Source organism: Amycolatopsis sp. lyj-346, assembly GCF_046548975.1.
Classification (GTDB): Bacteria; Actinomycetota; Actinomycetes; order Mycobacteriales; family Pseudonocardiaceae; genus Amycolatopsis.
Genome location: NZ_JAJPWT010000005.1, coordinates 294,518 through 318,725, shown reverse-complemented (window position 1 = coordinate 318,725; position 24,208 = coordinate 294,518). Strand labels below are relative to the sequence as shown.

The window sequence follows — 24,208 nt, the reverse complement described above, 5'->3', positions numbered from 1 at the left end:
CGCGCGGAGAGGTAGGAAGGGGGCGACCCACCCGCCGATGCGCCGGAGGCAGCCGTGAAGAAGATCATCAACGATCCGGCGAACGTGGTCGCCGAGTCGCTGCGGGGCCTCGCCGCCGCGCACGCCGGCATCCTCCGCGTCCAGTACGACCCGGACGTCGTGATCAGAGCCGGCGCCCCGGTCGCGGGCAAGGTCGCCGTCATCTCCGGCGGCGGATCCGGGCACGAGCCGCTGCACGGCGGCTTCGTCGGCCACGGCATGCTCGCCGCCGCGGTCCCCGGCGCGGTGTTCACCTCGCCCACGCCGGACGCCGTGCAGGCCGCCGTCACCGCCACCACCGGCGAAGCGGGCGCGCTGCTCATCGTGAAGAACTACACCGGCGACGTGCTGAACTTCGAGACGGCCGCCGAGCTGGCCGCCGCCGAAGGCCTCGAGGTGCGCAGCGTCGTGATCGACGACGACGTCGCGGTCAAGGACTCGACGTACACCGCGGGCCGCCGCGGAGTCGGCGGCACGGTGCTGCTGGAGAAGATCACCGGCGCCGCCGCCGAGCGCGGCGACTCGCTCGACGCCGTCACCGCGCTGGCGCAGAAGGTGATCGGCCAAGTCCGGTCGATCGGCGTCGCGCTGACCGCGCCGACCGTGCCGCACGCCGGCACCCCCAGCTTCGACCTCGAAGAGAACGAGGTCGAGTTCGGCATCGGCATCCACGGCGAGCCCGGCCGCGAACGGATCCCGGCCGAGCCGGCCGACGCGCTGGTGGCGCGGATGGTCGAAGCGGTCGTTTCGGACCTGCCGTTCGCGTCGGGTGACCGCGTGCTGCTGTTCACCAACTCGATGGGCGGCACCCCGCTCGTCGAGCTCTACCTCGCCCACGGCATCGCCGAGCGGCTGCTGGCCGACCGTGGGATCGTGGTCGAGCGCCGGCTGGTCGGCCCGTACATCACCAGCCTCGAGATGCAGGGGATGAGTCTGACGTTGCTCAAACTGGACGACGAGCTGACCGAGCTGTGGGACGCCCCGGTCGACACCGCGGCCCTGCGGTGGGGGCTCTGATGGCCTGCACGGCCGAGGGGGTCGCGGCGGCGGTGCGTGCCGCCGCGGCGGTGGTCGCCGAGCACCGCGCGGAACTGATCGACCTCGACCGCGCGATCGGCGACGGCGACCACGGCGAGAACCTGAACCGCGGCTTCGCGGCCGTCGTCGCGGCGCTCGACTCCACTGTTCCGGACACCCCCGGCGGAGTGCTGAAGCTCGTCGCGACGACGTTGATCTCCAAGGTCGGCGGCGCCGCGGGCCCGTTGTACGGCACGGCTTTCCTGCGTGCCTCGGCCAAGCTGGGCCCGGCCACGGACCTGGACGTCCCGGCGCTGCTGGACGCGCTGCGCGCCGGCCTCGAAGGCGTCCAGGCCCGCGGCAAGGCCGTCGGCGGCGACGCGACCATGGTCGACGCCCTGATCCCCGCGGTGGCGGCCGCGGAGAAGGTGGCAGGCGACGGCGGGGACGTCGCCGCGGTGCTCACCGCGGCCGCCGACGCGGCCGACACCGGCGCGGAGTCCACAGTGGACCTGGTGCCGCGGAAGGGCCGGGCGTCCTACCTCGGCGAGCGTGCGGTGGGGCACCTGGATCCCGGCGCCCGCTCGTCGGCGCTGCTGCTGCGGGCGTTTGCGGAGGCCGCCCGGTGAGCGTGGGAATCGTGCTCGTGTCGCACAGTGCGAAGCTCGCCGAAGGCCTGGCCGAGCTCGCTGCCCAGATGGCGCCCGACGTCACCATCCTGCCCGCCGGCGGCCTCTCCGACGGCTCGATCGGCACGGACTACGACGAGGTCGTCGCCGCCACCCAGCGCGCCGATTCCGGCGACGGCGTCGTGCTGCTCTACGACCTGGGCAGCGCCCAGATGACGGCCGAGCTCGCCGTCGAGTCGCTGGCCGACCCCTCGGCCGCGATCGTCGCGGACGGCCCGCTGGTCGAGGGCGCGATCGCGGCGGCGGTCGCCGCGCAGGCCGGGCAGGACCGCAAGGCGGTGGCCGAAGCCGCCGCGGCGGCCGGCGTCCCCGAGGACCTGGCCCTCGCCGAGGCCCCGGACGACGCCGCCGAAATCGAACTGGAGCTGCACAACGAGGTCGGGCTGCACGCCCGGCCCGCCGCGGTGCTGGTGCGCACGCTCAGCAAGTTCGACGCCGAGGTGACCGTGCGGCTGGGCGACCAGGAGGCCGACGGCCACAGCGTCCTGGCCCTGATGTCGCTCGGCGCACGCCAGGGTGACCGGATCCGCGTCCGGGCGCGCGGCCCGCAGGCTTCCGCCGCACTGGACAAGGCCAAGGAGCTGGTGGACGGCAATTTCGGCGAGTGAAGCCGGTGTCGCGACCGGGTGACTTGCGCGGTACTGACTCGATTCCGTCTGGGCTTCCGGTGGTGCCCGTGGCAGTATCGGGGCCAATTACCAGCGAGTAACATCTCTGGAGGCCTCGATGGTGCGGGACATTTCGACGGTCGGCGTGGTCGGCCTGGGCACCATGGGGGCCGGAATCGCCGAAGTGCTCGCGCGCAGCGGGCTCGACGTCGTCACGGTCGAGCTCGACGAAGCGGGCGTCGCCCGCGGCCGCGGGCACCTCGAGCACTCCACCGAACGGGCACTTTCCGGCGGCAAGCTGGATGCGCCGGGGCGCGCGGCGCTGCTGGGCCGGATCAGCTACGGCACGTCGCTGTCGGAGCTGTCCGAAGTGGACCTGGTGATCGAGGCGATCCCGGAGAGCCTCGAGCTGAAGGCCGACGTCTTCACCGAGCTGGACAAGATCACCCGGCCGGAAGTGGTCTTCGCGTCCAACACGTCGTCGTTGTCGATCACCGAGATCGGCGTGCACACCGCGCGTCCCGGCAAGGTCGTCGGCATGCACTTCTTCAACCCGGCGCCGGTGCAGAAGCTCGTCGAGATCGTCAAGACGGTGATGACCGAGCCGGACGTGGTCGCCGAGGTGGTCGGGTTCGCCGAGCGGCTCGGCAAGGTGCCGGTGGTGATCGGCGACCGGGCCGGGTTCATCGCCAACGCGCTGCTGTTCGGCTACCTCAACCACGCGGTGCGGATGTACGAGCAGCGGTACGCCACGCGCGAGGACCTCGACGCCGCGATGCGCTTCGGCTGCGGCTACCCGATGGGCCCGCTCGCGCTGCTCGACCTGATCGGGCTGGACACCGCGAACGAAATCCTCGACACGATGTACCACCAGTCCCGCAACCGCCTGCACGCACCGGCGCCGCTGCTCAAGCAGATGATCACGGCGGGCCTGCTGGGCCGCAAGACCGGCCGGGGCTTCTACACCTACGACGCCCCGGACTCGCCCAACGTGGTCCCGGACACCACCGGGACGTCCACTGTGGACTCCGTGCCGCCGCGGCCGGTGGCGCGGGTCGGGGTGGTCGGGACGGGGACGATGGCCACCGGCATCGCGGAGGTGTTCGCCAAGCGCGGTCTCGACGTCGTGCTGCGCGCCCGGAGCCTGGAGAAGGCCCAGGCATCCGTGGCGAAGGTGAAGAAGTCGCTCGACAAGGCCGTGGTCAAGGGGAAACTGTCCGAAGAGGACGCTGCGCTGGCCTTGGCCCGGATCACCCCGGTCACCGACTTCGAGGCACTGGCCGACGTCGACCTGGTCGTCGAGGCGGTGGCCGAGGAACTGTCGGTGAAGCAGGCGGTGTTCGCGGCGCTGGACGAAGTCGTCCGCCCGGGCGCGGTCCTGGCGACGACGACGTCATCGTTGCCGGTGATCGAGTGCGCGGCCTCGACGTCCCGGCCGTCCGACGTGGTCGGCCTGCACTTCTTCAACCCGGCCCCGGTGATGAAGCTGGTCGAGGTCGTGTCGACGATCGCGACCGCCCCGGACGTGGTGGCGACGGCGAGCGCGGTCTGCACCGCGGTGGGCAAGCACGCGGTGCACTGCGGCGACCGCGCGGGCTTCATCGTCAACGCGTTGCTGTTCCCGTACCTCAACGACGCGGTGAAGATGCTGGAGGCGCACTACGCGGGCGCGGACGACATCGACACGGCCATGAAGGTCGGCTGCGGCCTGCCGATGGGCCCGTTCGAACTCTTGGACGTCGTCGGCCTCGACGTCTCCCTGGCCATCCAGCGGACGCTGTACAACGAGTTCCGCGAGGAGGGCTTTGCCCCGGCACCACTGCTGGAACACCTCGTGACGGCCGGCCGGCTGGGCCGGAAGACCGGAAAGGGCTTCAAGGACTACTGATCAGCTTCCCAGGCTCAGCGCGACCTTCCCGTGCCGGGCGTCCTCGGGCTGCACCATGATCCGGCCCCGGTGGGACACCTCGACGAGGTAGAACTTCTCGCCCGACGGCACATTCGGCGCGGCGAGGGAGAACACGCAGGTGCCGGCACCGTCCGGCCGTCCGGTGCCGAGTGCGCCCTGCGAGAGCACGGTTCCTGCCGCGTTGTACACGGTGACTGCCGCCCCCGTGGTGATGTCCGAGTAGCCGCCGGAGCCGCCGCACGCGCTGTAGCCGTACCTGCTGCTGTACAGCGTGAACGTGCCACGGAGGTCGAAGGCCTCCCCGGAGCTGCCGCCCGGCGAGCCCGAGCGGGCCAGGTCCAGGCCCACCCACAGGGAACCCACCAAAGCCGCGCCCGCCACACCCGCGAAGAACAGGTGCCAAAGGTTGGTCCTGGTGCGCACCGGCGGCAGGGTCTGCGGCGCCGTCCACGGGTCCGGCAGAGCGGGCTCGAACGCATTGGTCATCGCGGCTCCTCCGTTCGGCGCTCGGTATTGCTCCGATCGCACGGAGGAGGTCGCCTGGGCGGCGGTGGCCGTTACGCCGGTGCCCGGATCGTGCTCGTCCGGTTCAGCGCCCGCCCACCTCGCCGAGGACCGGCTTCACGTCGAGCACCGGGGTGCCGTCGATGGCTTCCAGCCCCGTGACCGTGAGCGTGCCGCCGTCGGCCGCCGTCACGGTGACCGGGTGGAGGCCGATCGGGTTCGGGCGGTCCGGTGAGCGCGTCGAGAACACGCCGGTGCTCGGGCGGTCGCGGTCGCCGCGGGGGTGGACCGCCTGGACGTCCCGGTCCGCTTCGTGCAGCCAGGTCAGGAGAACCAGGCGGTCGCCCGGCCGGAGGTCGGCCGCCGCCGGGAGGAACTCGGGGGAGAACACCACCCGGGACGGTGGCGCGCCCTCGTCGCCCTGCTTCGGGGCCGTCGAACGGTCCGTCAGCGGCGACTCGATGCGCGCCACCGGACGCACCCGGTAGTCCGTCACCGGTAATAGCCCTCGACCGGCACGCGGGCCTCGTCGAACAGGGCCGGGCCCTCCAGCTTGTGCTTGCCCCACGTGAGCGGCGGGCGCAGCGTGAGGAACTGCTCCGTCGACAGCGCGTAGACGACGCGGCCGAGCCCGGACCGCTCGATCGCGCCGGTGCACATCCCGCACGGCTGCGTGCTGGTGAACATCGTCGTGGCCGCCGCGGTTTCCGGGTCCAGGTTCTGCGCGGCCCAGCGGGCGAGCTTCAGTTCCGGGTGGGCCGTGATGTCGTTGTCGGTCAGCGAGGTGTTGCAGTCCTCGGCCAGGATCTTCCCGTCGGCGTCGGCCAGCAGGGAGCCGAACGGCGGGTTGCCGTGTTCCTCGCGCGCTTCGCGGGCGAGCTCGATCGCCCGTCGCAGCAGGGTTTCTTCGGTGTCCTTCACCGGTTCTCCTTCCAGGACGCGGCCACCGCCGCGAGGTCTCGCCACGCCACTTCCGGGCGCAGCGTTTCGGCCGGGTCCTCGTCGAACGGGTCGAGCACGACGGTGTCCGCCCCCAGCGCCCGCAACTGCGCGAGATCGTCGAGCACCTGCTCGAGCGTGCCTTCTCCGGTCCGCCGGTCCGGCCCGGTCACCGGCGCCGCCGTCACCCGCAGCAGGATCCGCGGCGCGAAGGCGGGCACCGGCCGGTCGCCGGCCAGCTTTTCCAGGCGCCCCAGCGTTTCCCGGAACCCGGCCGGCGTCATCCGCAGCGGGTGCCACGCGTCGCCGAGTTCGACCGCCCGGCGCAATCCGGCGTCGCTGTGCCCGCCGAGCCAGAGCGGGATCGGCTCCACGCGGTAGTCGTCGCGATCGGCCCACGCCGCACGGATCGTCCGCAGGTACTCGCCGGTGAGCTTGCCCCGCTGTTCGAACGGCACGCCCAGCGCCGCGAACTCCTGTTTCGCCCAGCCGATACCGGCACCGATCACGAGCCGGCCGCCGCTGAGGTCGTGGAGGTTCGCCGCCATCCGCGCGACCAGCAACGGGTGCCGGTACGGCACCACCAGCACCGTGGTGCCCAGCCGCACGCGCTGCGTCACCCCGGCCAGCCACGACAACGTCGTGAACGGCTCGTAGAACGGCGCCGGGTACTGCCCGGCGACGTCCGGTGTGATGGCGATGTGGTCGGACACCATCAGCAGGTCGTAGCCGAGCCCTTCCACCGTCTGCGCCCACGCGCGCAGGACGCCCGGGTCCGTGCCGGGCCCGAAATTGGGGACGTTCACGCCGATCTTCACCGCAAAAGGCTATCGGCGGGCAAGCCCGGACCGGAAGGGATTGCTCACGGCGTTGGACCCGTTCGGCCGTGGATCCCACGGTATCTTCGAGGGATGACCGAGAGTCTCGACCCGACGGACTGGGCCATCCTGACCGAGCTCCAGCGCGACGCCCGGCTGCCGCTCACCGAGCTCGGCCGCCGGGTGAACCTCAGCGCCTCCGCGGCGACCGAACGGCTCCGGCGGCTCGAGAACGCCGGCGTGATCAGCGGCTACCGCGCGGAGATCGACCTCGGCAAGGTCGGCTACCCGGTGCTCGCCGTGGTCCGGCTCAAGTACCCCGGAAGCAGGCACGAGCCGCTGCACAAGCTGCTCGCCGAGCGCTCCGAGATCCTCGAATGCCTGCGCACCACCGGCGACGACTGCTACACGCTCAAGATCGCCGCCGCCTCCATGGCCCACCTCGAGCGCACCGTGGACGAGCTGTGCCAGTTCGGCAGCACGACCACGAACCTCGTCTACAGCCAGACCCTGCCCTACCGCGGACCGCGGGAGCCCGCCCGTGACCTCGAGGCCTGACCGCATCGTCGTCTACGGCGTGACCGGCTCCGGCAAGTCGACACTCGCGGCCCGGATCGCCGAGCGGACCGGCCTGCCCTACCACCCGGTGGACGACCTCACCTGGGAGCCGGGCTGGGTGCCGGTCCCGGACGACGAGCAGTGCCGCCGGATCGGCGAGGTGTGCGCCGGCGATCGCTGGGTCATCGACTCCGCCTACTCCAAGTGGAAGGAGATCGCGCTGGCCCGCACGCAGCTCGTCGTCGCCCTCGATTACCCGCGCCGGCTTTCGCTGGGCCGCCTGCTGCGCCGGACGGCCGTGCGCGCCCTGACCCGCGAGCGGATCTGCAACGGCAACGTCGAATCGCTGCGCCAGGTGTTCTCCGCGGACTCGATCATCCGCTGGCACTTCACCTCGTTCGCCCGCAAGCGGCAGCGCATCCGGGCCTGGGCCGCGGACCCGGACGGCCCGGCCGTCGTGCGGCTGACGTCCCCGCGCGAGACCCGCCGCTGGCTCGAGACGCTCTGAGGTCAGGTTCCCGGCGGCAGCAGCGGGCCGCCGCTCCAGTGCTGGAAGACGAGGTTGGTGTGGACGCGGGCGACCTCGTCCCGCGCGGTCAGCTCGTCGAGCACCAGCCGCTGCAGCTCCCCGGCGGAGCTGGTGGCGACGTGCGCGAGGAAGTCGTCCGGCCCGGTCAGGTGGTAGACCGCGCGCACCTCCGGCAGCGAGAGCAGGTGCTCGATGAACGGGTCCACCAGCGGCCGCCGGTGCGGGCGGACCTGGACGAACAGGAACGCCTCCAGCGGCCGCCCGAGCTTCGCCGCGTCGACCGAGGCGTGCTGGCCGGTGATCACGCCGGTGTCCCGCAGTCGGGCGACGCGGTCCAGGCACGTCGACGGCGCGATGCCGACGGCGGCGGCCAGGTCCTTGTTGGTGATCCGGGCATCGTTCTGCAGCAGGCGCAGAATCTCGAGGTCCACCGGACTCAGTTCGACGAAAGCGGGCATCGCCGAATGATATCCGAGAGTATTGCTCCGGGTCCGGGGAAAGCTCGACCATGCTCGCATGACCTCCTCGCTGCGCACGCGAGCCGTCCACGCCGGCCGTGACGACCTCACGGACCTCGGGGTGCACGCCGCTCCGCTCGACCTGTCCACGACCTACCCGTCCCGCGACAGCGCCGCCGAAGCCGCCCGGATCGACGCCTTCGCCGCCGGCGCCGAACTGGCCGGGCCACCGATCTACGGCCGGGTGGGCAACCCGACCGTCGAACGGTTCGAGCGGGCGCTCGCCGAGCTCGAAGGCTTCGACCACGGCGTCGCGTTCGCCAGCGGCATGGCCGCCGTCTCGGCCTGCCTGCTCTCCGCGGTGGCGCAGGGGAAACGGCACGTCGTCGCCGTGCGCCCGCTCTACGGCTGCAGCGACCACCTGCTCGAGTCGGGGTTGCTCGGCACCGAGGTCACCTGGGCCGCGCCCGGCGCCGTCGCCGCCGCCCTGCGGCCGGACACCGGGCTGGTGTTCGTCGAGACACCGGCGAACCCGACCCTGGCCGAGGTGGACATCGCCGAGCTGGCTCTGGCTTGCGGAGAGGTGCCGCTCCTGGTGGACAACACGTTCGCGACGCCGGTGCTCCAGCGCCCGGGCCGCCACGGCGCCCGGATCGTGCTGCACAGCGCGACGAAGTTCCTCGGCGGCCACGGCGACGTGATGGGCGGGATCGTCGCCTGCGACGCCGGGGAAGCCGCACGGCTCCGCCAGATCCGCTTCGCCACCGGCGGCGTGCTGCACCCGCTCGCCGGATATCTGTTGCTGCGCGGGCTTTCCACGCTGCCGCTGCGGGTCGGCGCCGCGTCCGCGACCGCGGCGACCCTGGTGTCACGGCTCGGCGAGCACCCGGCCGTGACCGCCGTCCACTACCCCCGCATCGGCGGCCCGCTGGTGGCGTTCGAAGTCGACGGCGACCCGCACGCCCTGATCCGGGCGGTCCGGCTGATCACGCCGGCCGTCAGCCTGGGCAGCGTCGACACGCTGATCCAGCACCCGGGCTCGATCAGCCACCGGATCGTCGACGAGGGCGACCGCCGCGGCGCCGGGGTGTCCGACCAGCTGATCCGGATGTCCGTCGGCCTCGAGGACGTCGAGGACCTGTGGGCCGACCTCGACCAGGCGCTGAAGACGCTTTAGCCGCAGCAGCCGCCACCGCAGCAGCCACCGCCACCGCCGGCCGGGGCCGCGGGACCGCTCGCGGCCCCGGTGAGGGCGACCGTGGTGAGCAGCTTGACGGTGTCGCCGTGACCCTCCGGGCAGGTCGCCGGCGCGCCGGATTCGCTCATCGGGCGCAGGAGCTCGAACGTCTCGGTGCACTCGCGGCAGCGGTAGGCGTAGGTCGGCATGCCGCGATTATCGCCGGAGGCGCCCGGAGATGGGAAGCTGGGCGCGTGCAGCCGCCTTCGCTCGCCGACGTCCCGCACCTCGGCCAGGTCGTCCCGTCCCTGCTCGCCGCGCTCGGGGTGCCCGGCAACGGGAACGCGCTGGCCCTGCCGGAGGCACGGAGTGCCGGCGTGCTCCTCGTCGACGGGCTCGGCTGGGAGCTGCTCGCCGAGCACGCCGCGGACGCCCCGGTGCTGACCGAGCTCGCCCGCGAGCCGCTGCGCGTCGGTTTCCCGTCGACGACGGCCGCCGGGGTGGCCGCGATCGGCACCGGCCTCGCGTCGGGTGAGCACGGGATGGTCGGCTACACCTTCGAGATGCCCGGCACCGGCGTGCTCAACGCGTTGCGCTGGTGCAGCCACGAAGACGGCAGCGACCTGCGGGGCGCCCTCCCGCCACGCGAGGTGCAGCCGCTGCCGACGACGTTCGAGCGGGCCGCTGCGGCGGGCATCGACGCGGCGGTGGTGTCTTCCGCCCAGTTCCGCGACACGGCGTTGACCCTCGCCACCCAGAGCGGGGCGCAGTTCGCCGGGGTCCACGCGCTGGGCGACCTCGCCGCGCGGACGTTGTCGGTGCTCGACGGACGCGCGTTCTGCTACGCCTACCACAGCGAACTGGACCTGCTGGGGCACGTCTACGGCCCCGGTTCGACCGCTTGGCGGATGCAGCTGCGGCAGATCGACCGGCTCGTGGAGTCCCTTGTGGACGGTCTGCCGTCCGGCGCGCTGCTGGCGGTGGTGGCCGACCACGGGATGGTCGCCGTCGACGACGAACTGGACCTCGAGGACGTCCCGGAGCTGCTGGCCGGCGTCCGGACGTTCGGGGGCGAGGTCCGCGCCCGGCACGTCTACACCGAGCCCGGCGCGGCCGCGGACGTCCTCGCGGCCTGGCGGGAGGTGCTGGGCGAACGGGCCTGGGTGCGCTCGCGCGAGGAGGCGGTCGCGGAGGGCTGGTTCGGGCACACGGTGAGCGACCGGGTGCTGCCGCGCATCGGCGACGTCGTCGCCGCGGCCCGGGACCGGTTCGGGATGGTGCGGGGGCTCGCGGAGGCCGTGGAGTCGTCGTTGATCGGGCAGCACGGGTCGCTCACCAGTGCTGAGCAGCTGGTGCCGCTGGCGTTGGCCCAGGGGTAGCCCGTACCCCGGGCGGACGACACGCGCGGGCCGGCTCGGGCGTGTCCGGTTTTCGGAACCCCTGTCCGTGCGGGAACTTTCGCCGTCGTGGTGCCGACCTGTCCACTGCGTACCGGACTGACGGGAGTGGGCGGAATGAGCGTGCTGGACGGGATCGGGGTCGTCGGGGCGGGTGGTGAGGGACGGGCCGTGGCGGCGTACCTCGCCGCGCGGGAGCTGCCGGTACACCTCTACACGCGGGATCTCCAGGCCGTCGGGGAGATCGTGCGCCGCCGGGAGATCGTCGCGCGCGGGGCGCTGGACGGGCGGTTCCCGCTCCGGGAGGTGACCGCGGACCCGGCCGGGCTGGGTGCGCGGGCCGTCGTCCTGATCGCCACCGTGACCACCGCCTACCCGGAGGTCGCCGCCCGGCTCGCGCCGCACCTGCGTGCCGGGCAGGTGGTGGTGCTGTTCTCCAGCAAGCTCTGCGGGAGCGTCGAGTTCGCGTGCGCGCTGGCCGCCGCCGGGGCGCCGGACGTCGACGTCGTGGAGACCGATGCGCTGTTCGCCGCGCGGCCGTCCGGCACCGACGGCGTCACGGTGCTCGGCGCCAAGGGCTGGAACCTGCTCTCCGGCAGCACCGAGGCCGCCGTTGCCCGGCGAGCCGGGCTGCTGCGCGAGTGGTTCCCGATGCTGGAGGTCGCGCGCAACCCGGTGGAGCGCGGCCTGCACGACTTCGGCGCGGTCGCGCACGTCCCGATCGCGCTGGCCAACCTCGGCACCATCGACCGCGCGGAGGAACTGCTCTTCTACGTCGAAGGCGTCTCGGCACGGACGGTCGCCCTGCTGGAACGCACCGAGGCCGAGTTCGCCGCCGTCGCGGCCGCCTACGACGCCCGGCTGCTGCCCATGACCGAGGTCCTCGATCGCTACTACGGCTGCCCGGCCACGACGTTGCTCGACGCGTTGCGGACGGTGAAGCCGTACCGGACGATCGCCGCGCCGACCAGCCTCGACCACCGCTTCCTCACCGAGGACATCCGCTCCACGCTGGTGCCCCTGCAGGCACTCGCGCGGTGCGCCGGCGTCGCCACGCCGATGGTGGACGCGGCGATCACGATCATGTCCGTGCTCGGCGGCGAGGACTTCCGCCGGACCGGCCGCACCCTCCGCCGCCTCGGCTGGGACGGTCTCGCCCACGACGCGATCCTGCACCGCCTGGGCGCCGGCGGCCGGGTGACGGGCCGGGCAGCCTGAGCTCCGCCAGCATCACACGTGATTGGAGGGTCGACTCGCGTGCCTGGAGGGTCGGGTTGCGTGCCTGGAGGGTCGGGTGGGGCGGGGGGTGGGAACGGGGTGGCGGTTAACGTTTGGGCGTGCCACGACGTAACCGTCCCGGCCGCCGTTCGGACGGTGGGCCGCCCGAGCGCGACCTCGGGGCCGCCACCGGGTGGGCACGGGCCGAGTCCGGGGCCGACGGGGACTGGCTCGTGCGGACCGTGCCCGGGAGCCAGGCCACCAAGTTCTACCGCTGTCCCGGGTGCGACCACGAGATCCGGCCGGGGACGCCGCACCTCGTCGTCTGGCCCGCCGACGAGACCGGCGGGATCGCCGACCGCCGGCACTGGCACCGGCCCTGCTGGGAAGCCCGGGCCCGGCGGCGGCCGCACCGCCGCTGGTGATCCGCTCTGGAGTTGTCAAACATCGCCCGGCGGTCAGCGCCGGTAGTGGCGTGACATCGCGCCCTCGTACATCTCCTCCGTGTACTCGGTGAAACCGAGGCGCTCGGCCACCCGCAGCGAGGGCTTGTTCGCGATGCTCACGCTCGCCAGCACCGGCACGGACGGCAGCTCGCGGGCGCACCACGCCAGGACCGCTTGCCCCGCCTCCACCGCGTACCCCTTGCCCCACGCCGACGGCCGGAAGCGGTAGCCGAGGTTCAGGACCTTCTCGCCGTGGAACTCGCGCAGCCGCACGCCGCATACGCCGAGCACCTCCGTGCCGCCGCGTTCGAGGACCGCGGGGTAGCCGAACCCGTGCTCGGCCCAGTGCGCCAGCCAGTCCGAGAACATCGCCGACGCGCGCGGGACGTCGGGTGGATCCGGGTGGAAGCGGTTGGTCCGCGGGTCGGTGTGGATGTCGACCATCGCCTGCCTGTCCGCCTCGTGGAGCGGACGCAGCCGGAGCCGGTCGGTTTCGATGTCGGTGAACACATGGGCGAAGCTAGCGAGGGGGTCCGACAAAATGACGCGCATGACCGAACTGCCGCTGGTCCTCCTCCACGCCTTCCCCCTGGATTCCCGCATGTGGAACGCGGTGCGCGAGCCACTCGCTTCACACCTTCGGGTGATCACCCCGGACCAGCGCGGTCTCGGCCGCTCGCCGCTTCCGGAGTCCGGCCGCGAGCCGAGCCTCGAGGACGCCGCGCGGGACGTCGTCGCCCTGCTCGACCGGCTGGACCTCGACCGCGTCGTGCTCGGCGGCTGCTCGATGGGCGGCTACCTCGCGATGGCCGTGCTGCGGCTCGCGCCGGAGCGGATCGGCGGGCTCGTGCTCATCGACACGAAGGCCACGCCCGACACGCCCGAGGCCGCGCAGACGAGGCTGGACGTCGCGGTCCGCGTCGAGCGCGAAGGCACCGAAACGTGGCTGGCCGAGGCCACCCTGCCGAACCTGCTGGCCGCTTCGACGCGGGAACAGCGTCCCGAGCTCGTCGAGACGGTCCGGGAGATCATCGAATCGCAGCCGCCCGCCGGCATCTCCTGGACGGCGCTGGCGCTGCGCACCCGGCCCGATTCGCTGGACCTGCTGCGGGACGCCGGAGTTCCGGCGCTGGTCATCGTCGGGGAAGAGGACCCGATCACCCCGGTGGCGGCGGCGAGCGAGATGGCCGGGGTCATGGACGGCGCGACGCTCGTCGTGCTGCCGGACGCCGGTCACCTGACCCCGCTCGAAGACCCCGCGGGCGTGGTCGAGGCGATCCTGTCCTGGTACCCCGCGACTCACGAGAGCGAGAAGTAGCCGGCGAGCGCGGAGCGGGCTTCGGGAAGCCGGTGCGGGAACCGCTGAGCGATGACGAAGCGCCAGGCGACGGCGAACAGTTCTCGCAACCGCGTGTACGCGCGAAGGGCGTCCTCGGGCACGGAGCCGGGGTAGGCAGCCAGGTACTCCGGGCCGCCTTGCCGCGCCAGGATGCCGAGGTCCCAGGCGAGCGGCCCGAGCCAGGTGTCCTCGAAGTCCAGCCAGCACGGCCCCGCCGCCGTGGCGATCAGGTTGCCGGGGTGGGCGTCGCCGTGCAGCGGCTGGACAGCGCCGTCCGGCAGGGCGGCGCCGATCCGGGCGGCCTCGGCGCGCAGACGCGGTGCCTCGCCGTCGAGATCGTGCCGGCCGAGGAGCCGCTCGAGTTCGGCCAGCGGCCCGCGGCGAGGCAGTTCGCCCGGGTACTCGCGCAGCGCCGAATGCACTTCGGCAAGGGAACGCGCGACGATGTCCGGCGCGTACCGGTGGTCCGGATCGTGCGGGGTGTGGTGCCAGAGCGTGACCGGCAGCCCGTCGGCGAAATGCGGTCCTGCCGGGGGATCCGTGGTGGGTGAGACGACGAGCACACCACGCTCCGTGAGGAACCGCGAAAGCGCCACGTCCCGCGCCAGCCAGGCCGCCGGTTCCGGGCGGAGCAGCCGGGTCGTGGCAGGCACCCTGGCGACCAGCGGACCCAGCCTCACCAGCACGTTCGACCGTTCGTGGAGCACCTCGGGATCGTGGGCGGGCAGCCCCAGCCGGGCGGTCACGGCGCGGGCCGCGCGCACCGCCGCGCGGGTGTAGTCGTCGGCCACGCCCCGATCTTGCCAGCCGGTGCGCGCGACTGTCGGTAGCGAGGGCTACGATCCCTCTAAGCCGCCGGACCGGATCTTCCCGAGCCCCGGTGGCGGGACGATGACCACCACAAGGTTTCAGTGTTGGAGGCAGGAGTGACGGCCGTAGCCCCCAAGCCGATCGCGACGCGCCCGTACCCCGCGCGCGAGTCGGTCAAGGGTTCGTACCTGCTGCGGTTGTTCCGCACGACGGACCACAAGCAGATCGGGATCATGTACCTGGTCACGTCGTTCGCCTTCTTCATGGCGGGCGGCGCGATGGCCATGCTGATCCGCACCGAGCTGGCGCGGCCCGGGCAGCAGTTCCTTTCGCAGGAGCAGTACAACCAGCTGTTCACCATGCACGGCACGGTGATGCTGCTGCTGTACGCGACGCCGATCCTCTTCGGCTTCGCGAACTTCGTCCTGCCGCTGCAGATCGGCTCGCCGGACGTCGCCTTCCCGCGGCTGAACGCGTTCTCGTACTGGCTGTACCTCTTCGGCGGCCTGATCGTGATGTCCGGCTTCCTGACCCCGGGTGGCGCCGCCGACTTCGGCTGGTTCGCCTACACCCCGCTGTCGGACGCCATCCACTCGCCGGGCGTCGGCGCCGACCTCTGGATCTCCGGCCTGGTGATCGGTGGTCTCGGCACCATCCTCGGCGCGGTCAACATGATCACCACCGTGGTCTGCCTGCGCGCGCCGGGCATGACGATGTACCGGATGCCGATCTTCACCTGGAACATCCTGGTCACGAGCATCCTGGTCCTGCTCGCCTTCCCGATCCTGACCGCGGCCCTGATGGGCCTGCTGGCGGACCGGCACCTCGGGGCGCACGTGTTCGACCCCGAAAACGGCGGCGTGATCCTCTGGCAGCACCTGTTCTGGTTCTTCGGCCATCCCGAGGTGTACATCGTCGCGCTGCCGTTCTTCGGCATCGTGTCGGAGATCTTCCCGGTGTTCAGCCGCAAGCCGCTGTTCGGCTACAAGAGCCTGGTTTGGGCGACGCTGGCCATCGCGGCCCTGTCGGTCGCGGTGTGGGCGCACCACATGTACGCCACCGGCGCCGTGCTGCTGCCGTTCTTCTCCTTCATGACGTTCCTGATCGCCGTTCCGACCGGCATCAAGTTCTTCAACTGGATCGGCACGATGTGGAAGGGCCAGCTGTCCTTCGAGACGCCGATGATCTTCTCGATGGGCTTCATCGTCACGTTCCTCTTCGGTGGCCTGACCGGCATCCTGCTGGCCGCGCCGGCGATCGACTTCCACGTGTCGGACAGCTACTTCGTCGTCGCGCACTTCCACTACGTGCTCTACGGCACGATCGTGTTCGCCACCTTCGCCGGTATCTACTTCTGGTTCCCGAAGATCACCGGCCGGATGATGGACGAGAAGCTCGGCAAGTGGCACTTCTGGACCACGTTCATCGGCTTCCACGGCACGTTCCTGGTCCAGCACTGGCTGGGTGCCGAGGGCATGCCCCGCCGGTACGCGGACTACCTGACCAGTGACGGCTTCACCACGCTGAACACGATCTCCACGATCGGCGCGTACATCCTGGGTGCCTCGACGCTGCCGTTCATCTGGAACGTCTTCAAGAGCTACCGGTACGGCGAGATCGTCACGGTGGACGACCCGTGGGGCTACGGCAACTCGCTCGAGTGGGCGACCTCCTGCCCGCCGCCGCGGCACAACTTCACCGAGCTGCCCCGGATCCGGTCCGAGCGGCCCGCGTTCGAGCTGCACTACCCGCACATGATCGAGCGCATCCACAAGGAAGGCGAGATCGGCTTCTTCGGGAAGCAGAAGGTCAACAGCCACGCGGCGCCGTCGCAGCTGCTCACCGAAGCGGTGATCCCGGGAGACCACTCCAAGGACAACGCGAGCGAGCAAGGCGACAAGTAACCCCCTGAACGAGTGAGCGCGTGCCCGGCTGATGTGAAGCCGGGCACGCGCTCTACTTATGTCCAAGCCCGGACCGGCAGACTGGTTGTGCAGCGTTGCCGAACGAGGGATGACCAGTGACCCAGACCCCCGTCCTGATCACGACGACCGGCCCCGACAAGCCGGGTGTCTCGTCCGTGCTGTTCGCCGTGCTGACCCGGCACGACGTCGATGTGCTCGACGTCGAGCAGGTGGTCATCCGCGGGCAGCTCGTGCTCGGGGTGCTCGCCGGGGTCTACCGCGACCCGGAGGGCCTGCAGGAGTCGGTCGAGCAGGCGATGGCGTCCGTCGGCATGCAGGTCGAGGTCAAGATCGGCCCGGCGATCGGGGAGGACCCGTTCGCGCTCGGCCGCCGGGACTCCTCGCACGTGCTGGTGGTGCTGGGCCGCCCGGTGACCGCACGCGGCTTCTCCGCGGTCGCGCGCCGGCTGGCGTCGCTGGGCGCCAACATCGACGCGATCCGCAGCGTCGCCGACTACCCGGTGACCGGGCTCGAGCTCTACGTCTCGGTTCACGAGGACACCCTCGACGCCGACGCCGCATTGCGCTCCGAACTCGCCGACGCCGCCGTCGAGGCGGGGCTCGACATCGCCGTGGAGCGGGCGGGCATCATGCGCCGGGCGAAGCGGCTCGTCGTGTTCGACGTGGACTCGACCCTGATCCAGGGCGAGGTCATCGAGATGCTGGGCGCGCACGCCGGAGTCGAGCCGGAGATCCGCGAGATCACCGAAGCCGCCATGCGTGGCGAGCTGAACTTCACCGAGTCGCTGGAACGGCGGGTCGCGCTGCTGGCCGGCCTGCCGGCGTCGGCGATCGACCAGGTCGCCGCGGCGATCGAGCTGACCCCCGGCGCCCGCACGACGGTCCGGACGCTCAAGCGGATGGGCTTCCGCACCGGCGTCGTCTCGGGCGGCTTCACCCAGGTCATCGAGGGTCTCGCCGAGGAGCTCGGGCTCGACTTCGCGGTGGCGAACGAGCTCGAGATCGTGGACGGCAAGCTCACCGGCAAGGTCGTCGGCGACATCGTCGACCGCGCGGGCAAGGCGAAGGTGCTTCGCCGCTTCGCCGCGGAGTACGGCATCCCGCTCGAGCAGTGCGTCGCAGTCGGGGACGGTGCCAACGACATCGACATGCTTTCGGCCGCGGGCATGGGTGTCGCGTTCAACGCGAAGCCCGCGTTGCGCGAGGTGGCCGACACCGCGCTGTCGCACCCGTACCTCGACGCCGTGCTGTTCGTGCTCGGCCTCACCCGCGGCGAGGTCGAAGCGGCCGACGCCGCCGACGGGCTCGAGCTGATGCGTCCGTGAGCAGCGTTCTCGACCCCCTGGGCGCCCGCTACGCCTTCTGGCTGGGGCTTCCGGCCGAAGACACTTCGGACACCTCCGACGAGCTCCCCGGGGAAGTCCGCGCGATGCCGGTCATCCTCCGCATCGAACGGGCCGAGCCCCCGGACCGCACGCCGCTGCTGGAGGCGGCGGCCGCGGCGGCGCTGGCGGTGTGCCTCGACGAGCGTTCACGACCCGGCGGCGAGTGGGCCGAGCCGATGCACGCCTGGCTCGACAACCGGATCCGGAAGGTCGCGCGGCGGGCGCGGGGCGCGCACTGGGCGGCCGTCCAGGACCTGCCGGGCACCACGGTCGAAGTCGACGGCGCCGAGGCGCGGGCCCTCGTGCCCGGTCTGGTCACCGAGACCCCCAAGGAAGTCGCGCGGCTGCAGATCTCCGGCAGCGAACTGCCGCCGGACGAGCCGGGTCCGCTCCCGGACGGCGTCCCGCTGCTGCTGCTCAACCCGCACGTGCCGATGACGGTCGGCAAGGGCGCGGCGCAGGTCGGCCACGCGACGATGATCCTCGCCGCGTTGCTGGGCGACGCGGAGCGGGCCGCCTGGGCCGATCGGGGCTTCCGGGTGGCCGTGCGCACGGCCAGTCCCGTGCAGTGGAAGGAACTGCACCCCGGTGACGACCCGGAGGGCGCGTGGCGGCGCGACCGCGTGATCGCCGTGCGGGACGCCGGGTTCACCGAGGTCGACCCGGGCACGATCACGGTGCTCGCCCAATGGGCGCCGGAACAAGCGGCCCCCTGAGCCGGTTGGAGCGGGCATGACACTGGAAGTGACGCGCGAGGGCGAGCACGTGTTCGTCGGGCGCAACGAGCGTGGCGCGGAGGTGCGGCTGGGCCGCAAGGGCGCCGAAGGGGCCTTCTCGCCCGCCGAACTGCTGCAGATCGCGGCCGCGGGCTGCAGCGCGGTGACCGCCGAGGAGCTGATCACGCGGCGGATCGGCGAAGACGCGAAGTTCCGCGTCGCGGTGAGCGCCGACCGGCGCGAAGGTGTTTCGGAGCTGGACGCCGTGCACGTTGCTTTCGACGTCGACGTGTCGACATTGGCGGCGGATCAGCGGGAAGCGCTCGCCGGCGCCGTCGACCGCGCGATCGAGCGGCTCTGCACGGTGAGCCGCACGCTCAAGAAGGGGATCCCCGTGACGGAGACGTTCCCGCAGGCCTAGTTCTGGCCGGATTCCCAGACGACGTAGGCCTGGTCGGCGTCGGTCGTCATGGCTTCGATGAACTTCTCGTTGTCGAAGCCCGGCAGGGACTGCAGGCGCTCGATGAGCGCGTCGGCCGCCGGGTCGCCGCTCGGGACGGCGGTGCCCTTGCCGTCGGTGCCCACGAGCATGAAGAACACGTCTTCGTTCCACGGGCCGTCGGGGATGACCCTGACCATCACCGAGGACAGGTCGGACCACGTGACAGCCTCTTCGCTGCCGTCCGCGAGCCGCCGCCGCACTCCGGTGTCGTCGACGCTGACGGTCCGGGACTGGGCGCTGGACGAATCCTGGGTCAACCGGTGCTCCCTTGTTGCTTCGGTGGCTTCACCGTACCGGGCGCGGCCGTGGACCGCGTCACGCGGGCGCGGCTGCGTCCAGTCGGCGCAGTGCGTCCCGCACCACCTTCGGGTCCATCGTGGGCCAGAACGGCGGCAGCGACGCACGCAGGAATCCGCCGTAGCGGGCGTTCGCCAGCCGCGAATCGAGCACCGCCACCACCCCGCGGTCGGTGACCGCCCGGTGGAGCCGCCCGGTGCCCTGCGCCAGCAGCAGCGCCGCGTGCGTGGCCGCCACCGTCAGGAACCCGTTGCCGCCGCGGGCTTCCACCGCGCGCTGCCGCGCCGACGACACCGGGTCGTCCGGGCGCGGGAACGGGATCCGGTCGACCACCACGAGCTGCAGCGACGGGCCGGGCACGTCCACGCCCTGCCACAGGCTCAGCGTGCCGAACAGGCACGTGCGGACGTCCTCGGAGAACTTCTGGACCAGCAAGGACGTCGCGTCGTCGCCCTGGCAGAGGATCGGGAAGTCCAGCCGTTCGCGCATCTCCTCGGTGGCCTGCTTGGCCGCCCGCATCGAGGAGAACAACCCGAGCGTGCGCCCGCCCGCCGCCTCGATCAGCTCGGCCAGTTCGTCCATTGTGGACGATTGGAGGCCGTCGCGGCCCGGCGGCGGCAGGTGCTTGGCCAGGTACAGGATGCCGTTGCGCCGGTGGTCGAACGGCGAACCGACGTCCAGGCCGGTCCACTTCGGGCCCGAGTCGTCCGACGGCGCTTCCTTCTCCGTCGCGGCTCCGGGCGCCTGCTCCACCCGGGCCGCGCCCGGCGGGAGACCCCACTGGCGCGCCATGGTGTCGAACGTGCCGCCCAAGGTCAGCGTCGCCGACGTCAGGATCGTCGTGTGCTGGTTGAACACCCGCTCCCGCAGCAGGCCGGCGACGCCGAGCGGCGCCACCTTCAGCGCCGGTGGCCGCGGGTTCGACGCGTACTTGTCGCCGGAGAGCCAGACGACGTCGCGCTGGTGCGCCTGGTCCTCGTCGAACGCCTCCAGCAGCCGGACCGCGGTGTCGTGCACCTCGTCGAGCAGTGAGCGCGCCAGCTTGCGTGCCGTGGCCCCTTCGACGTCCTCCTTGCGGTCGGAACCCAGCGCCGTGATGCACGCGTGCGCGGCGTCGCGGACGGCCGGGATCGCCCCCTGCAGCGGCCGCGGGAGCTCGTCCAGCCGGCCCGCGGGCAGGTCGTCGACGATCAGCGCCAGCCCGTCACCCGCTTCCAGCAGGCGGTCGGCGACGTCGGCGTCGATGAGCTTTCCGCAGCGGCGCGCGGCCGACGCGCACATCGCGCTGGTCAGCTCGCCGGTGGCGACCGAGGTGACCCGGTCGACCAGGTCGTGGGCCTCGTCGATGATCACCACGTCGTGGTCCGGCAGGACCTGGTAGCCCTGCAGGGCGTCGATCGCCAGCAGCGCGTGGTTGGTGACGATGACGTCGGCGCGGCCGGCCTCGGCGCGGGCCTTCTCGGCGAAGCAGTCCGTGCCGACCGGGCAACGCGAAGCGCCGAGACATTCCTTCGCCGTCACCGAAACCTGACGCCACGCTTGGTCGGTGACGCCGGGGACGAGCTCGTCGCGGTCGCCGGTTTCGGTGTCCGACGCCCACTCCCGCAGCCGCGTGACCTCCTTGCCCAGCCGGGACACCGCGAACGGGTCGAACAGCTGCGCGTCCTCCGGCTCGTCCGGCGCGCCGGAATCCAGCCGGTGCAGGCACATGTAGTTGCGGCGGCCCTTGAGGATCGCGAAGGTCGGTTCGCGGCCGAGCGGCTTCTTCAGCGCCTTCGCCAGGCGCGGGAGGTCGCGGTCGACGAGCTGGCGCTGCAGCGCGATCGTGGCCGTGGAGACCACGACCGTGGCCTCCTTCTCGACGGCGTGGCGGATCGCGGGCACGAGGTAGGCCAGTGACTTGCCGGTGCCGGTGCCGGCCTGCACGGCCAGGTGCTCACCGGTGCGGATGGCGCGGCCGACGGCGTCGGCCATCTGGACCTGCCCCGGGCGTTCGGCACCGCCGACGGACTCCACCGCGTGGGTGAGGAGTTCGAGGACGCCGGGGAAATCGGTTCGGGCGGGCACAGCGACACACATTAGCCGCCGCCCCCGACAAAGATCGGTGCTCCGTCGCGAACGGGCCACTCGCGCCGCTCGGGTACGGCGAAGGGGGCTTCCCCGCGAGCGCGGACAAGCCCCCTTCGGCCGGTACTCAGTCCTGGGTGCGGCCGGAGACCAGCTTCCAGGTCAGCGGCAGCAGACCGGCGGCCACGACGATCTTGACCGCGTCCCCGGCCAGGAACGGCGTGACGCCCTTGGCGAACGCGGTGGACAGGTCGAACCCGGTCGACGCCATCAGCCACGGCACGCCGAATGCGTAGATCACCAGGTTGCCGAGCACCATGGTGCCCGCGGTGCGCACCGGCGTCCGGTCGCCGCCGCGGCCGGCGAGCGCGCCGACCAGGGCGCCGGCGAAGACGAACCCGACGATGTAGCCGGCGCTCGCGCCGGACAGGCCCGCAGTGCCGTGCTGGAACCACGGCACGCCCACCGCGCCGACCAGCAGGTACACCAGCATCGACGCGGCACCGCGCGACATGCCGAGCGACGCGCCGACGAGCAGCGCGGCGAACGTCTGGCCGGTCATCGGCACCGGGCTGCCCGGCACCGGGATCGTCAGCTGCGCGGCGGCGCCGGTGAGCACGGCACCGCCGGCGACCAGCGCGATGTTCCGCACGAGCGAGCCGGGCACGAGGTCGGCCAGCACGGGCCGCTTGCCGGCGAAGGACAGCGAAGACACGAAACCTCCCGAGGTGAACAGGCGACGATCGAGGTTAACGCTCGTTACCGTCCCGTGGACCCGCCGAGTTGCGTTCCTCACCGGCCACTCGTCCGGGTGGACCCGATCAGGGTGGACGCCGGACCGGCCGATGACGAAGGGCATAGCTGCGATCTGTCACGCCGACCGTGGAGGCCCGAGCATGCGGAACACCAGGAAGAGGACCTATCGGTTGCTGGCCGTGACGACGCTGGCCGTTCCGCTCCTCGGCGCGGCGGCTCCCGTGACGTCCACCGGATGGGCGTCGTCCGGCTCGGTGGACGTGACGATCGACAACGAGCACATCGTCACCGGTGAGCTGGCGAAATGCAGTGTCGACGGCCCGTACAAGGGCTGGACGCAGGGGGGCGCCACGGGCGACGTCGCCGTGTTCGGGGCCGGTGACACCGGGTGCGGGCGATCCGGTGAGGTGTCGGTCGCGCAGGCGGCCGGGCGGCGCTTCCGGGCGACCGTGCTGAGGCGCTTCGGCGGTCCGGAACTCACTGTCCGCACCTATTCGGCGAAGTGCGCGACGACGGCCACCGGCAGCCTCGGCGAGGTGGCGGTCGGCGCCGTCGAAGGGGTCACCGTGCCGGAGGAGATCCCGCCGAACTACCGGATCGTCATCCCCGGCGGCGCCGCCGGCACCGCGCTGGCGACGGTCGTCCTCAACGAGACCGTGACGCCCCAGCCGCCGGACGGCAGCCTGGTGACGCACGCGGTGCACATCAAGCTGTTCCCGCAGGGCGGCCCGGCGAGCGGCGACCTCTACCTGGGCACGGCCGCCTGCGACCCGTTCGGCAAGAAGTAGCGCCCCAAGGCGGCCTTGGGTGCGTTCAACGCACCGAAGGCCGCCTTGGTTGCGTTGAACGCACCGAAGGCCACATTGGGGCGCTTGGGGCCGGGTCAGGGGGTGGTGAAGCGGGTGGTGGCGGCGACGAACTCGCCGGCGCGGGTGGCCAGGTCCGGGAGGCTGCCGCCGGGGGACAGCGCGTCGCCCAGCAACGGGGTCGCCGCGGCGACCGCGATCGCGCCCGAGCGCAGGTAGCTCTCGACGTCGGCCAGGTGGACGCCGCCGGTGGGCACCAGCGGGACGTCCGGCAGCGGCGCCCGCACCGCCCGCAGGTACGCGACCCCGCCGGCGGCCGCGACCGGGAACACCTTCACCGCGGCCGCGCCGAGCCGCCAGGCCTGGTCGATCTCCGTCGGCGTCAGCGCGCCGCAGATCACCGGGGTGTCCAGGGCCGCGGCGCGCTCGAGGACCGCCGGGTTGACCGTCGGCGTGATCAGGTACGCGGCACCCGCGTCGACCGCGATGTCCACATCGGACGGTTCGCGGACGCTGCCCGCGCCGATCAGCGCGTCTTCGCCCAGCGCCAGGCGCAGCGCGGTGATGGCCGCGGGCGCGCCCGGCGTGGTGAGCGTGGCTTCGAGCAGGCGGATGCCCGCCGCGTGCAGCACCATCGCGGCGTCGGCGAACCGCGACGCGTCGACGGCGCGCAGGATTGCGACGAGCCGGTGTTCCGCCAGCGCCGCCTGCAGGTCCCTCACGCCGCCGGGCCGACGACGGCGGTGCCGGTGTACGCGACGCCTGCCTCGTCGAAGTCCTTCAGCGTCGCGTCGACCGTCGGCTGCGAACCGCCGACGGTCAGGTCCAGCAGCACCCGCACGCCGAAGCCGGCCTTCGCCGCGTCGAGGGCCGTCGCGCGGACGCAGAAGTCCGTCGCGATGCCGACGACGTCGACGTCGGTCACGTCGTGCTCGCGCAGCCACGCCTCCAGGGACGTCCCCTCGCGGGCCGTCCCCTCGAAGCCCGAGTACGCGGCGCTGTACTCGCCCTTGGAGAACACCTCGCCGATCGGGACGACGTCGAGCGCCGGGTGGAACGACGCGCCCGGCGTGCCGGCGACGCAGTGCACCGGCCAGCTGTCCTTGAAGTCCGGCGTCTCGCTGAAGTGGGCACCTGGGTCGATGTGGTTGTCCCGGGTGGCCACGACGTGGCTGTAGCCGCCTTCGGCAGCCTGCTTCGAGATGGCGGCGGCCGCGGCGGCCCCGCCCGGCAGGCCGAGCGAACCCCCTTCGCAGAAGTCGTTCTGCACGTCCACCACGATCAGTGCGGTCCCCATGG

29 protein-coding genes are annotated in these 24,208 nt (G+C 72.2%); 16 read left to right on the top strand and 13 right to left on the bottom strand.

The annotated features are described in order from the left end of the window. The first annotated feature begins 54 nt into the window (after nt 1–54). From dhaK to ACLJQE_RS19180, 4 genes are all read left to right on the top strand, one after another. Entirely contained in the window at nt 55–1,056 is a 1,002-nt protein-coding gene (gene dhaK / locus ACLJQE_RS19195; protein ID WP_410640619.1) for a dihydroxyacetone kinase subunit DhaK, read from the top strand. Next, the gene (dhaL, locus tag ACLJQE_RS19190) at nt 1,056–1,685 is read left to right on the top strand and encodes a dihydroxyacetone kinase subunit DhaL (RefSeq protein ID WP_410640618.1); all 630 of its coding nucleotides are present in this window, start codon (nt 1,056–1,058) and stop codon (nt 1,683–1,685) included. The genes dhaK and dhaL overlap by 1 nt, the downstream gene beginning before the upstream one ends. Next, nucleotides 1,682–2,353, top strand: a complete 672-nt coding sequence (gene dhaM / locus ACLJQE_RS19185) for a dihydroxyacetone kinase phosphoryl donor subunit DhaM (RefSeq protein WP_410640617.1) — start codon at nt 1,682–1,684, stop codon at nt 2,351–2,353. The genes dhaL and dhaM overlap by 4 nt, the downstream gene beginning before the upstream one ends. Before the next feature lie 118 nt (nt 2,354–2,471). Continuing rightward, the gene (locus ACLJQE_RS19180) at nt 2,472–4,241 is read left to right on the top strand and encodes a 3-hydroxyacyl-CoA dehydrogenase family protein (RefSeq protein WP_410640616.1); all 1,770 of its coding nucleotides are present in this window, start codon (nt 2,472–2,474) and stop codon (nt 4,239–4,241) included. Here ACLJQE_RS19180 and ACLJQE_RS19175 read toward each other — a convergent pair whose 3' ends face one another. The 4 genes from ACLJQE_RS19175 to ACLJQE_RS19160 all read right to left on the bottom strand — a co-directional run bounded on the left by ACLJQE_RS19175 (nt 4,242) and on the right by ACLJQE_RS19160 (nt 6,523). After that, on the bottom strand, nt 4,242–4,748 hold the full coding sequence (locus ACLJQE_RS19175) for a hypothetical protein (RefSeq protein ID WP_410640615.1): 507 nt from the start codon (nt 4,746–4,748) through the stop codon (nt 4,242–4,244). It abuts the gene before it with no gap. Nucleotides 4,749–4,851: 103 nt separating this feature from the next. Then, nucleotides 4,852–5,247, bottom strand: a complete 396-nt coding sequence (gene tsaA / locus ACLJQE_RS19170; RefSeq protein WP_410640809.1) for a tRNA (N6-threonylcarbamoyladenosine(37)-N6)-methyltransferase TrmO — start codon at nt 5,245–5,247, stop codon at nt 4,852–4,854. A gap of 11 nt (nt 5,248–5,258) precedes the next feature. Beyond that, nucleotides 5,259–5,687: a nucleoside deaminase gene (locus ACLJQE_RS19165; RefSeq protein WP_410640614.1), complete on the bottom strand. Its 429-nt coding sequence runs from the start codon at nt 5,685–5,687 to the stop codon at nt 5,259–5,261. Continuing rightward, complete coding sequence (locus ACLJQE_RS19160) at nt 5,684–6,523, bottom strand: LLM class flavin-dependent oxidoreductase (protein ID WP_410640613.1); 840 nt, start codon at nt 6,521–6,523, stop codon at nt 5,684–5,686. The genes ACLJQE_RS19165 and ACLJQE_RS19160 overlap by 4 nt, the downstream gene beginning before the upstream one ends. A 93-nt stretch (nt 6,524–6,616) precedes the next feature. On the opposite strand from ACLJQE_RS19160, the gene ACLJQE_RS19155 reads away from it, so the two are divergent. Together ACLJQE_RS19155 and ACLJQE_RS19150 are read left to right on the top strand one after the other, a co-directional pair. Continuing rightward, a complete protein-coding gene (locus ACLJQE_RS19155) occupies nt 6,617–7,081 on the top strand; it encodes an Lrp/AsnC family transcriptional regulator (RefSeq protein WP_410640612.1) in 465 nt (154 codons plus the stop codon). Continuing rightward, a complete protein-coding gene (locus ACLJQE_RS19150; RefSeq protein ID WP_410640611.1) occupies nt 7,065–7,589 on the top strand; it encodes an adenylate kinase in 525 nt (174 codons plus the stop codon). Before ACLJQE_RS19155 ends, ACLJQE_RS19150 begins: the two co-directional genes overlap by 17 nt. A gap of 2 nt (nt 7,590–7,591) precedes the next feature. On the opposite strand, the gene ACLJQE_RS19145 is transcribed toward ACLJQE_RS19150, so the two are convergent. After that, nucleotides 7,592–8,068: an Lrp/AsnC family transcriptional regulator gene (locus tag ACLJQE_RS19145; RefSeq protein ID WP_410640610.1), complete on the bottom strand. Its 477-nt coding sequence runs from the start codon at nt 8,066–8,068 to the stop codon at nt 7,592–7,594. Between the two features lie 58 nt (nt 8,069–8,126). On the opposite strand from ACLJQE_RS19145, the gene ACLJQE_RS19140 reads away from it, so the two are divergent. Then, a complete protein-coding gene (locus ACLJQE_RS19140; RefSeq protein ID WP_410640609.1) occupies nt 8,127–9,245 on the top strand; it encodes a trans-sulfuration enzyme family protein in 1,119 nt (372 codons plus the stop codon). Here the strand turns inward: ACLJQE_RS19140 and ACLJQE_RS19135 are convergent. Further along, on the bottom strand, nt 9,242–9,454 hold the full coding sequence (locus tag ACLJQE_RS19135; protein ID WP_410640608.1) for an FmdB family zinc ribbon protein: 213 nt from the start codon (nt 9,452–9,454) through the stop codon (nt 9,242–9,244). The two genes, ACLJQE_RS19140 and ACLJQE_RS19135, sit on opposite strands and share 4 nt — an antisense overlap. Nucleotides 9,455–9,499: 45 nt before the next feature. Between ACLJQE_RS19135 and ACLJQE_RS19130 the strand changes: the two genes are divergently transcribed. The 3 genes from ACLJQE_RS19130 to ACLJQE_RS19120 all read left to right on the top strand — a co-directional run bounded on the left by ACLJQE_RS19130 (nt 9,500) and on the right by ACLJQE_RS19120 (nt 12,285). Then, nucleotides 9,500–10,624 carry an alkaline phosphatase family protein gene (locus ACLJQE_RS19130; protein ID WP_410640607.1) on the top strand — a complete coding sequence of 375 codons (1,125 nt, stop codon included), beginning with the start codon at nt 9,500–9,502 and terminating at the stop codon, nt 10,622–10,624. Nucleotides 10,625–10,759: 135 nt separating this feature from the next. Then, nucleotides 10,760–11,860: an NAD/NADP octopine/nopaline dehydrogenase family protein gene (locus tag ACLJQE_RS19125; RefSeq protein ID WP_410640606.1), complete on the top strand. Its 1,101-nt coding sequence runs from the start codon at nt 10,760–10,762 to the stop codon at nt 11,858–11,860. Nucleotides 11,861–11,979: 119 nt separating this feature from the next. Further along, the gene (locus ACLJQE_RS19120) at nt 11,980–12,285 is read left to right on the top strand and encodes a hypothetical protein (protein WP_410640605.1); all 306 of its coding nucleotides are present in this window, start codon (nt 11,980–11,982) and stop codon (nt 12,283–12,285) included. Nucleotides 12,286–12,318: 33 nt separating this feature from the next. Here ACLJQE_RS19120 and ACLJQE_RS19115 read toward each other — a convergent pair whose 3' ends face one another. After that, nucleotides 12,319–12,858: a GNAT family N-acetyltransferase gene (locus tag ACLJQE_RS19115; protein WP_410640604.1), complete on the bottom strand. Its 540-nt coding sequence runs from the start codon at nt 12,856–12,858 to the stop codon at nt 12,319–12,321. Between ACLJQE_RS19115 and ACLJQE_RS19110 the strand changes: the two genes are divergently transcribed. After that, a complete protein-coding gene (locus tag ACLJQE_RS19110) occupies nt 12,857–13,624 on the top strand; it encodes an alpha/beta fold hydrolase (RefSeq protein ID WP_410640603.1) in 768 nt (255 codons plus the stop codon). The two genes, ACLJQE_RS19115 and ACLJQE_RS19110, sit on opposite strands and share 2 nt — an antisense overlap. Here the strand turns inward: ACLJQE_RS19110 and ACLJQE_RS19105 are convergent. Continuing rightward, nucleotides 13,606–14,436, bottom strand: coding sequence for a phosphotransferase family protein (locus ACLJQE_RS19105; RefSeq protein ID WP_410640602.1), 831 nt, complete (start codon nt 14,434–14,436; stop codon nt 13,606–13,608). The two genes, ACLJQE_RS19110 and ACLJQE_RS19105, sit on opposite strands and share 19 nt — an antisense overlap. 135 nt (nt 14,437–14,571) lie before the next feature. Here ACLJQE_RS19105 and ctaD point away from each other — a divergent pair, with 135 nt between their 5' ends. The 4 genes from ctaD (at nt 14,572) to ACLJQE_RS19085 (ending at nt 18,902) form a co-directional block, all read left to right on the top strand. Continuing rightward, nucleotides 14,572–16,359 (top strand): cytochrome c oxidase subunit I, encoded by a 1,788-nt coding sequence (ctaD, locus tag ACLJQE_RS19100; protein ID WP_086839854.1) that lies wholly within the window; start codon nt 14,572–14,574, stop codon nt 16,357–16,359. A gap of 116 nt (nt 16,360–16,475) precedes the next feature. Beyond that, entirely contained in the window at nt 16,476–17,705 is a 1,230-nt protein-coding gene (serB, locus tag ACLJQE_RS19095; protein WP_410640601.1) for a phosphoserine phosphatase SerB, read from the top strand. Continuing rightward, nucleotides 17,702–18,481 (top strand): peptidyl-tRNA hydrolase, encoded by a 780-nt coding sequence (locus ACLJQE_RS19090; RefSeq protein WP_410640600.1) that lies wholly within the window; start codon nt 17,702–17,704, stop codon nt 18,479–18,481. Before serB ends, ACLJQE_RS19090 begins: the two co-directional genes overlap by 4 nt. Nucleotides 18,482–18,497: 16 nt before the next feature. Continuing rightward, the gene (locus ACLJQE_RS19085; protein ID WP_410640599.1) at nt 18,498–18,902 is read left to right on the top strand and encodes an OsmC family protein; all 405 of its coding nucleotides are present in this window, start codon (nt 18,498–18,500) and stop codon (nt 18,900–18,902) included. Here ACLJQE_RS19085 and ACLJQE_RS19080 read toward each other — a convergent pair. The 3 genes from ACLJQE_RS19080 to ACLJQE_RS19070 all read right to left on the bottom strand — a co-directional run bounded on the left by ACLJQE_RS19080 (nt 18,899) and on the right by ACLJQE_RS19070 (nt 22,062). Then, nucleotides 18,899–19,240, bottom strand: a complete 342-nt coding sequence (locus tag ACLJQE_RS19080) for a hypothetical protein (RefSeq protein WP_020640935.1) — start codon at nt 19,238–19,240, stop codon at nt 18,899–18,901. The genes ACLJQE_RS19085 and ACLJQE_RS19080 overlap by 4 nt on opposite strands. 58 nt (nt 19,241–19,298) lie before the next feature. Beyond that, entirely contained in the window at nt 19,299–21,347 is a 2,049-nt protein-coding gene (locus ACLJQE_RS19075; protein WP_410640598.1) for an ATP-dependent DNA helicase, read from the bottom strand. 127 nt (nt 21,348–21,474) lie between these two features. Further along, complete coding sequence (locus ACLJQE_RS19070; RefSeq protein ID WP_410640597.1) at nt 21,475–22,062, bottom strand: biotin transporter BioY; 588 nt, start codon at nt 22,060–22,062, stop codon at nt 21,475–21,477. A gap of 211 nt (nt 22,063–22,273) precedes the next feature. Between ACLJQE_RS19070 and ACLJQE_RS19065 the strand changes: the two genes are divergently transcribed. Beyond that, a complete protein-coding gene (locus ACLJQE_RS19065) occupies nt 22,274–22,891 on the top strand; it encodes a choice-of-anchor P family protein (protein WP_410640808.1) in 618 nt (205 codons plus the stop codon). Nucleotides 22,892–22,986: 95 nt separating this feature from the next. Here ACLJQE_RS19065 and ACLJQE_RS19060 read toward each other — a convergent pair whose 3' ends face one another. Both ACLJQE_RS19060 and ACLJQE_RS19055 read right to left on the bottom strand, forming a co-directional pair. After that, complete coding sequence (locus ACLJQE_RS19060) at nt 22,987–23,631, bottom strand: bifunctional 4-hydroxy-2-oxoglutarate aldolase/2-dehydro-3-deoxy-phosphogluconate aldolase (RefSeq protein ID WP_410640596.1); 645 nt, start codon at nt 23,629–23,631, stop codon at nt 22,987–22,989. Then, nucleotides 23,628–24,206: an isochorismatase family protein gene (locus ACLJQE_RS19055; protein ID WP_410640595.1), complete on the bottom strand. Its 579-nt coding sequence runs from the start codon at nt 24,204–24,206 to the stop codon at nt 23,628–23,630. The genes ACLJQE_RS19060 and ACLJQE_RS19055 overlap by 4 nt, the downstream gene beginning before the upstream one ends. Nucleotides 24,207–24,208 lie beyond the last annotated feature (2 nt).

Coding starts and splice junctions, on each gene's coding strand:
- dhaL (WP_410640618.1), top strand. CDS start 1,056: ATGGCCTGCACGGCCGAGGGGGTCGCGGCGGCGGTGCGTGCCGCCGCG.
- ACLJQE_RS19180 (WP_410640616.1), top strand. CDS start 2,472: ATGGTGCGGGACATTTCGACGGTCGGCGTGGTCGGCCTGGGCACCATG.
- ACLJQE_RS19175 (WP_410640615.1), bottom strand. CDS start 4,748: ATGACCAATGCGTTCGAGCCCGCTCTGCCGGACCCGTGGACGGCGCCG.
- ACLJQE_RS19155 (WP_410640612.1), top strand. CDS start 6,617: ATGACCGAGAGTCTCGACCCGACGGACTGGGCCATCCTGACCGAGCTC.
- ACLJQE_RS19145 (WP_410640610.1), bottom strand. CDS start 8,068: ATGCCCGCTTTCGTCGAACTGAGTCCGGTGGACCTCGAGATTCTGCGC.
- ACLJQE_RS19140 (WP_410640609.1), top strand. CDS start 8,127: ATGACCTCCTCGCTGCGCACGCGAGCCGTCCACGCCGGCCGTGACGAC.
- ACLJQE_RS19135 (WP_410640608.1), bottom strand. CDS start 9,454: ATGCCGACCTACGCCTACCGCTGCCGCGAGTGCACCGAGACGTTCGAG.
- ACLJQE_RS19125 (WP_410640606.1), top strand. CDS start 10,760: ATGAGCGTGCTGGACGGGATCGGGGTCGTCGGGGCGGGTGGTGAGGGA.
- ACLJQE_RS19110 (WP_410640603.1), top strand. CDS start 12,857: ATGACCGAACTGCCGCTGGTCCTCCTCCACGCCTTCCCCCTGGATTCC.
- ACLJQE_RS19115 (WP_410640604.1), bottom strand. CDS start 12,858: ATGCGCGTCATTTTGTCGGACCCCCTCGCTAGCTTCGCCCATGTGTTC.
- ACLJQE_RS19085 (WP_410640599.1), top strand. CDS start 18,498: ATGACACTGGAAGTGACGCGCGAGGGCGAGCACGTGTTCGTCGGGCGC.
- ACLJQE_RS19055 (WP_410640595.1), bottom strand. CDS start 24,206: ATGGGGACCGCACTGATCGTGGTGGACGTGCAGAACGACTTCTGCGAA.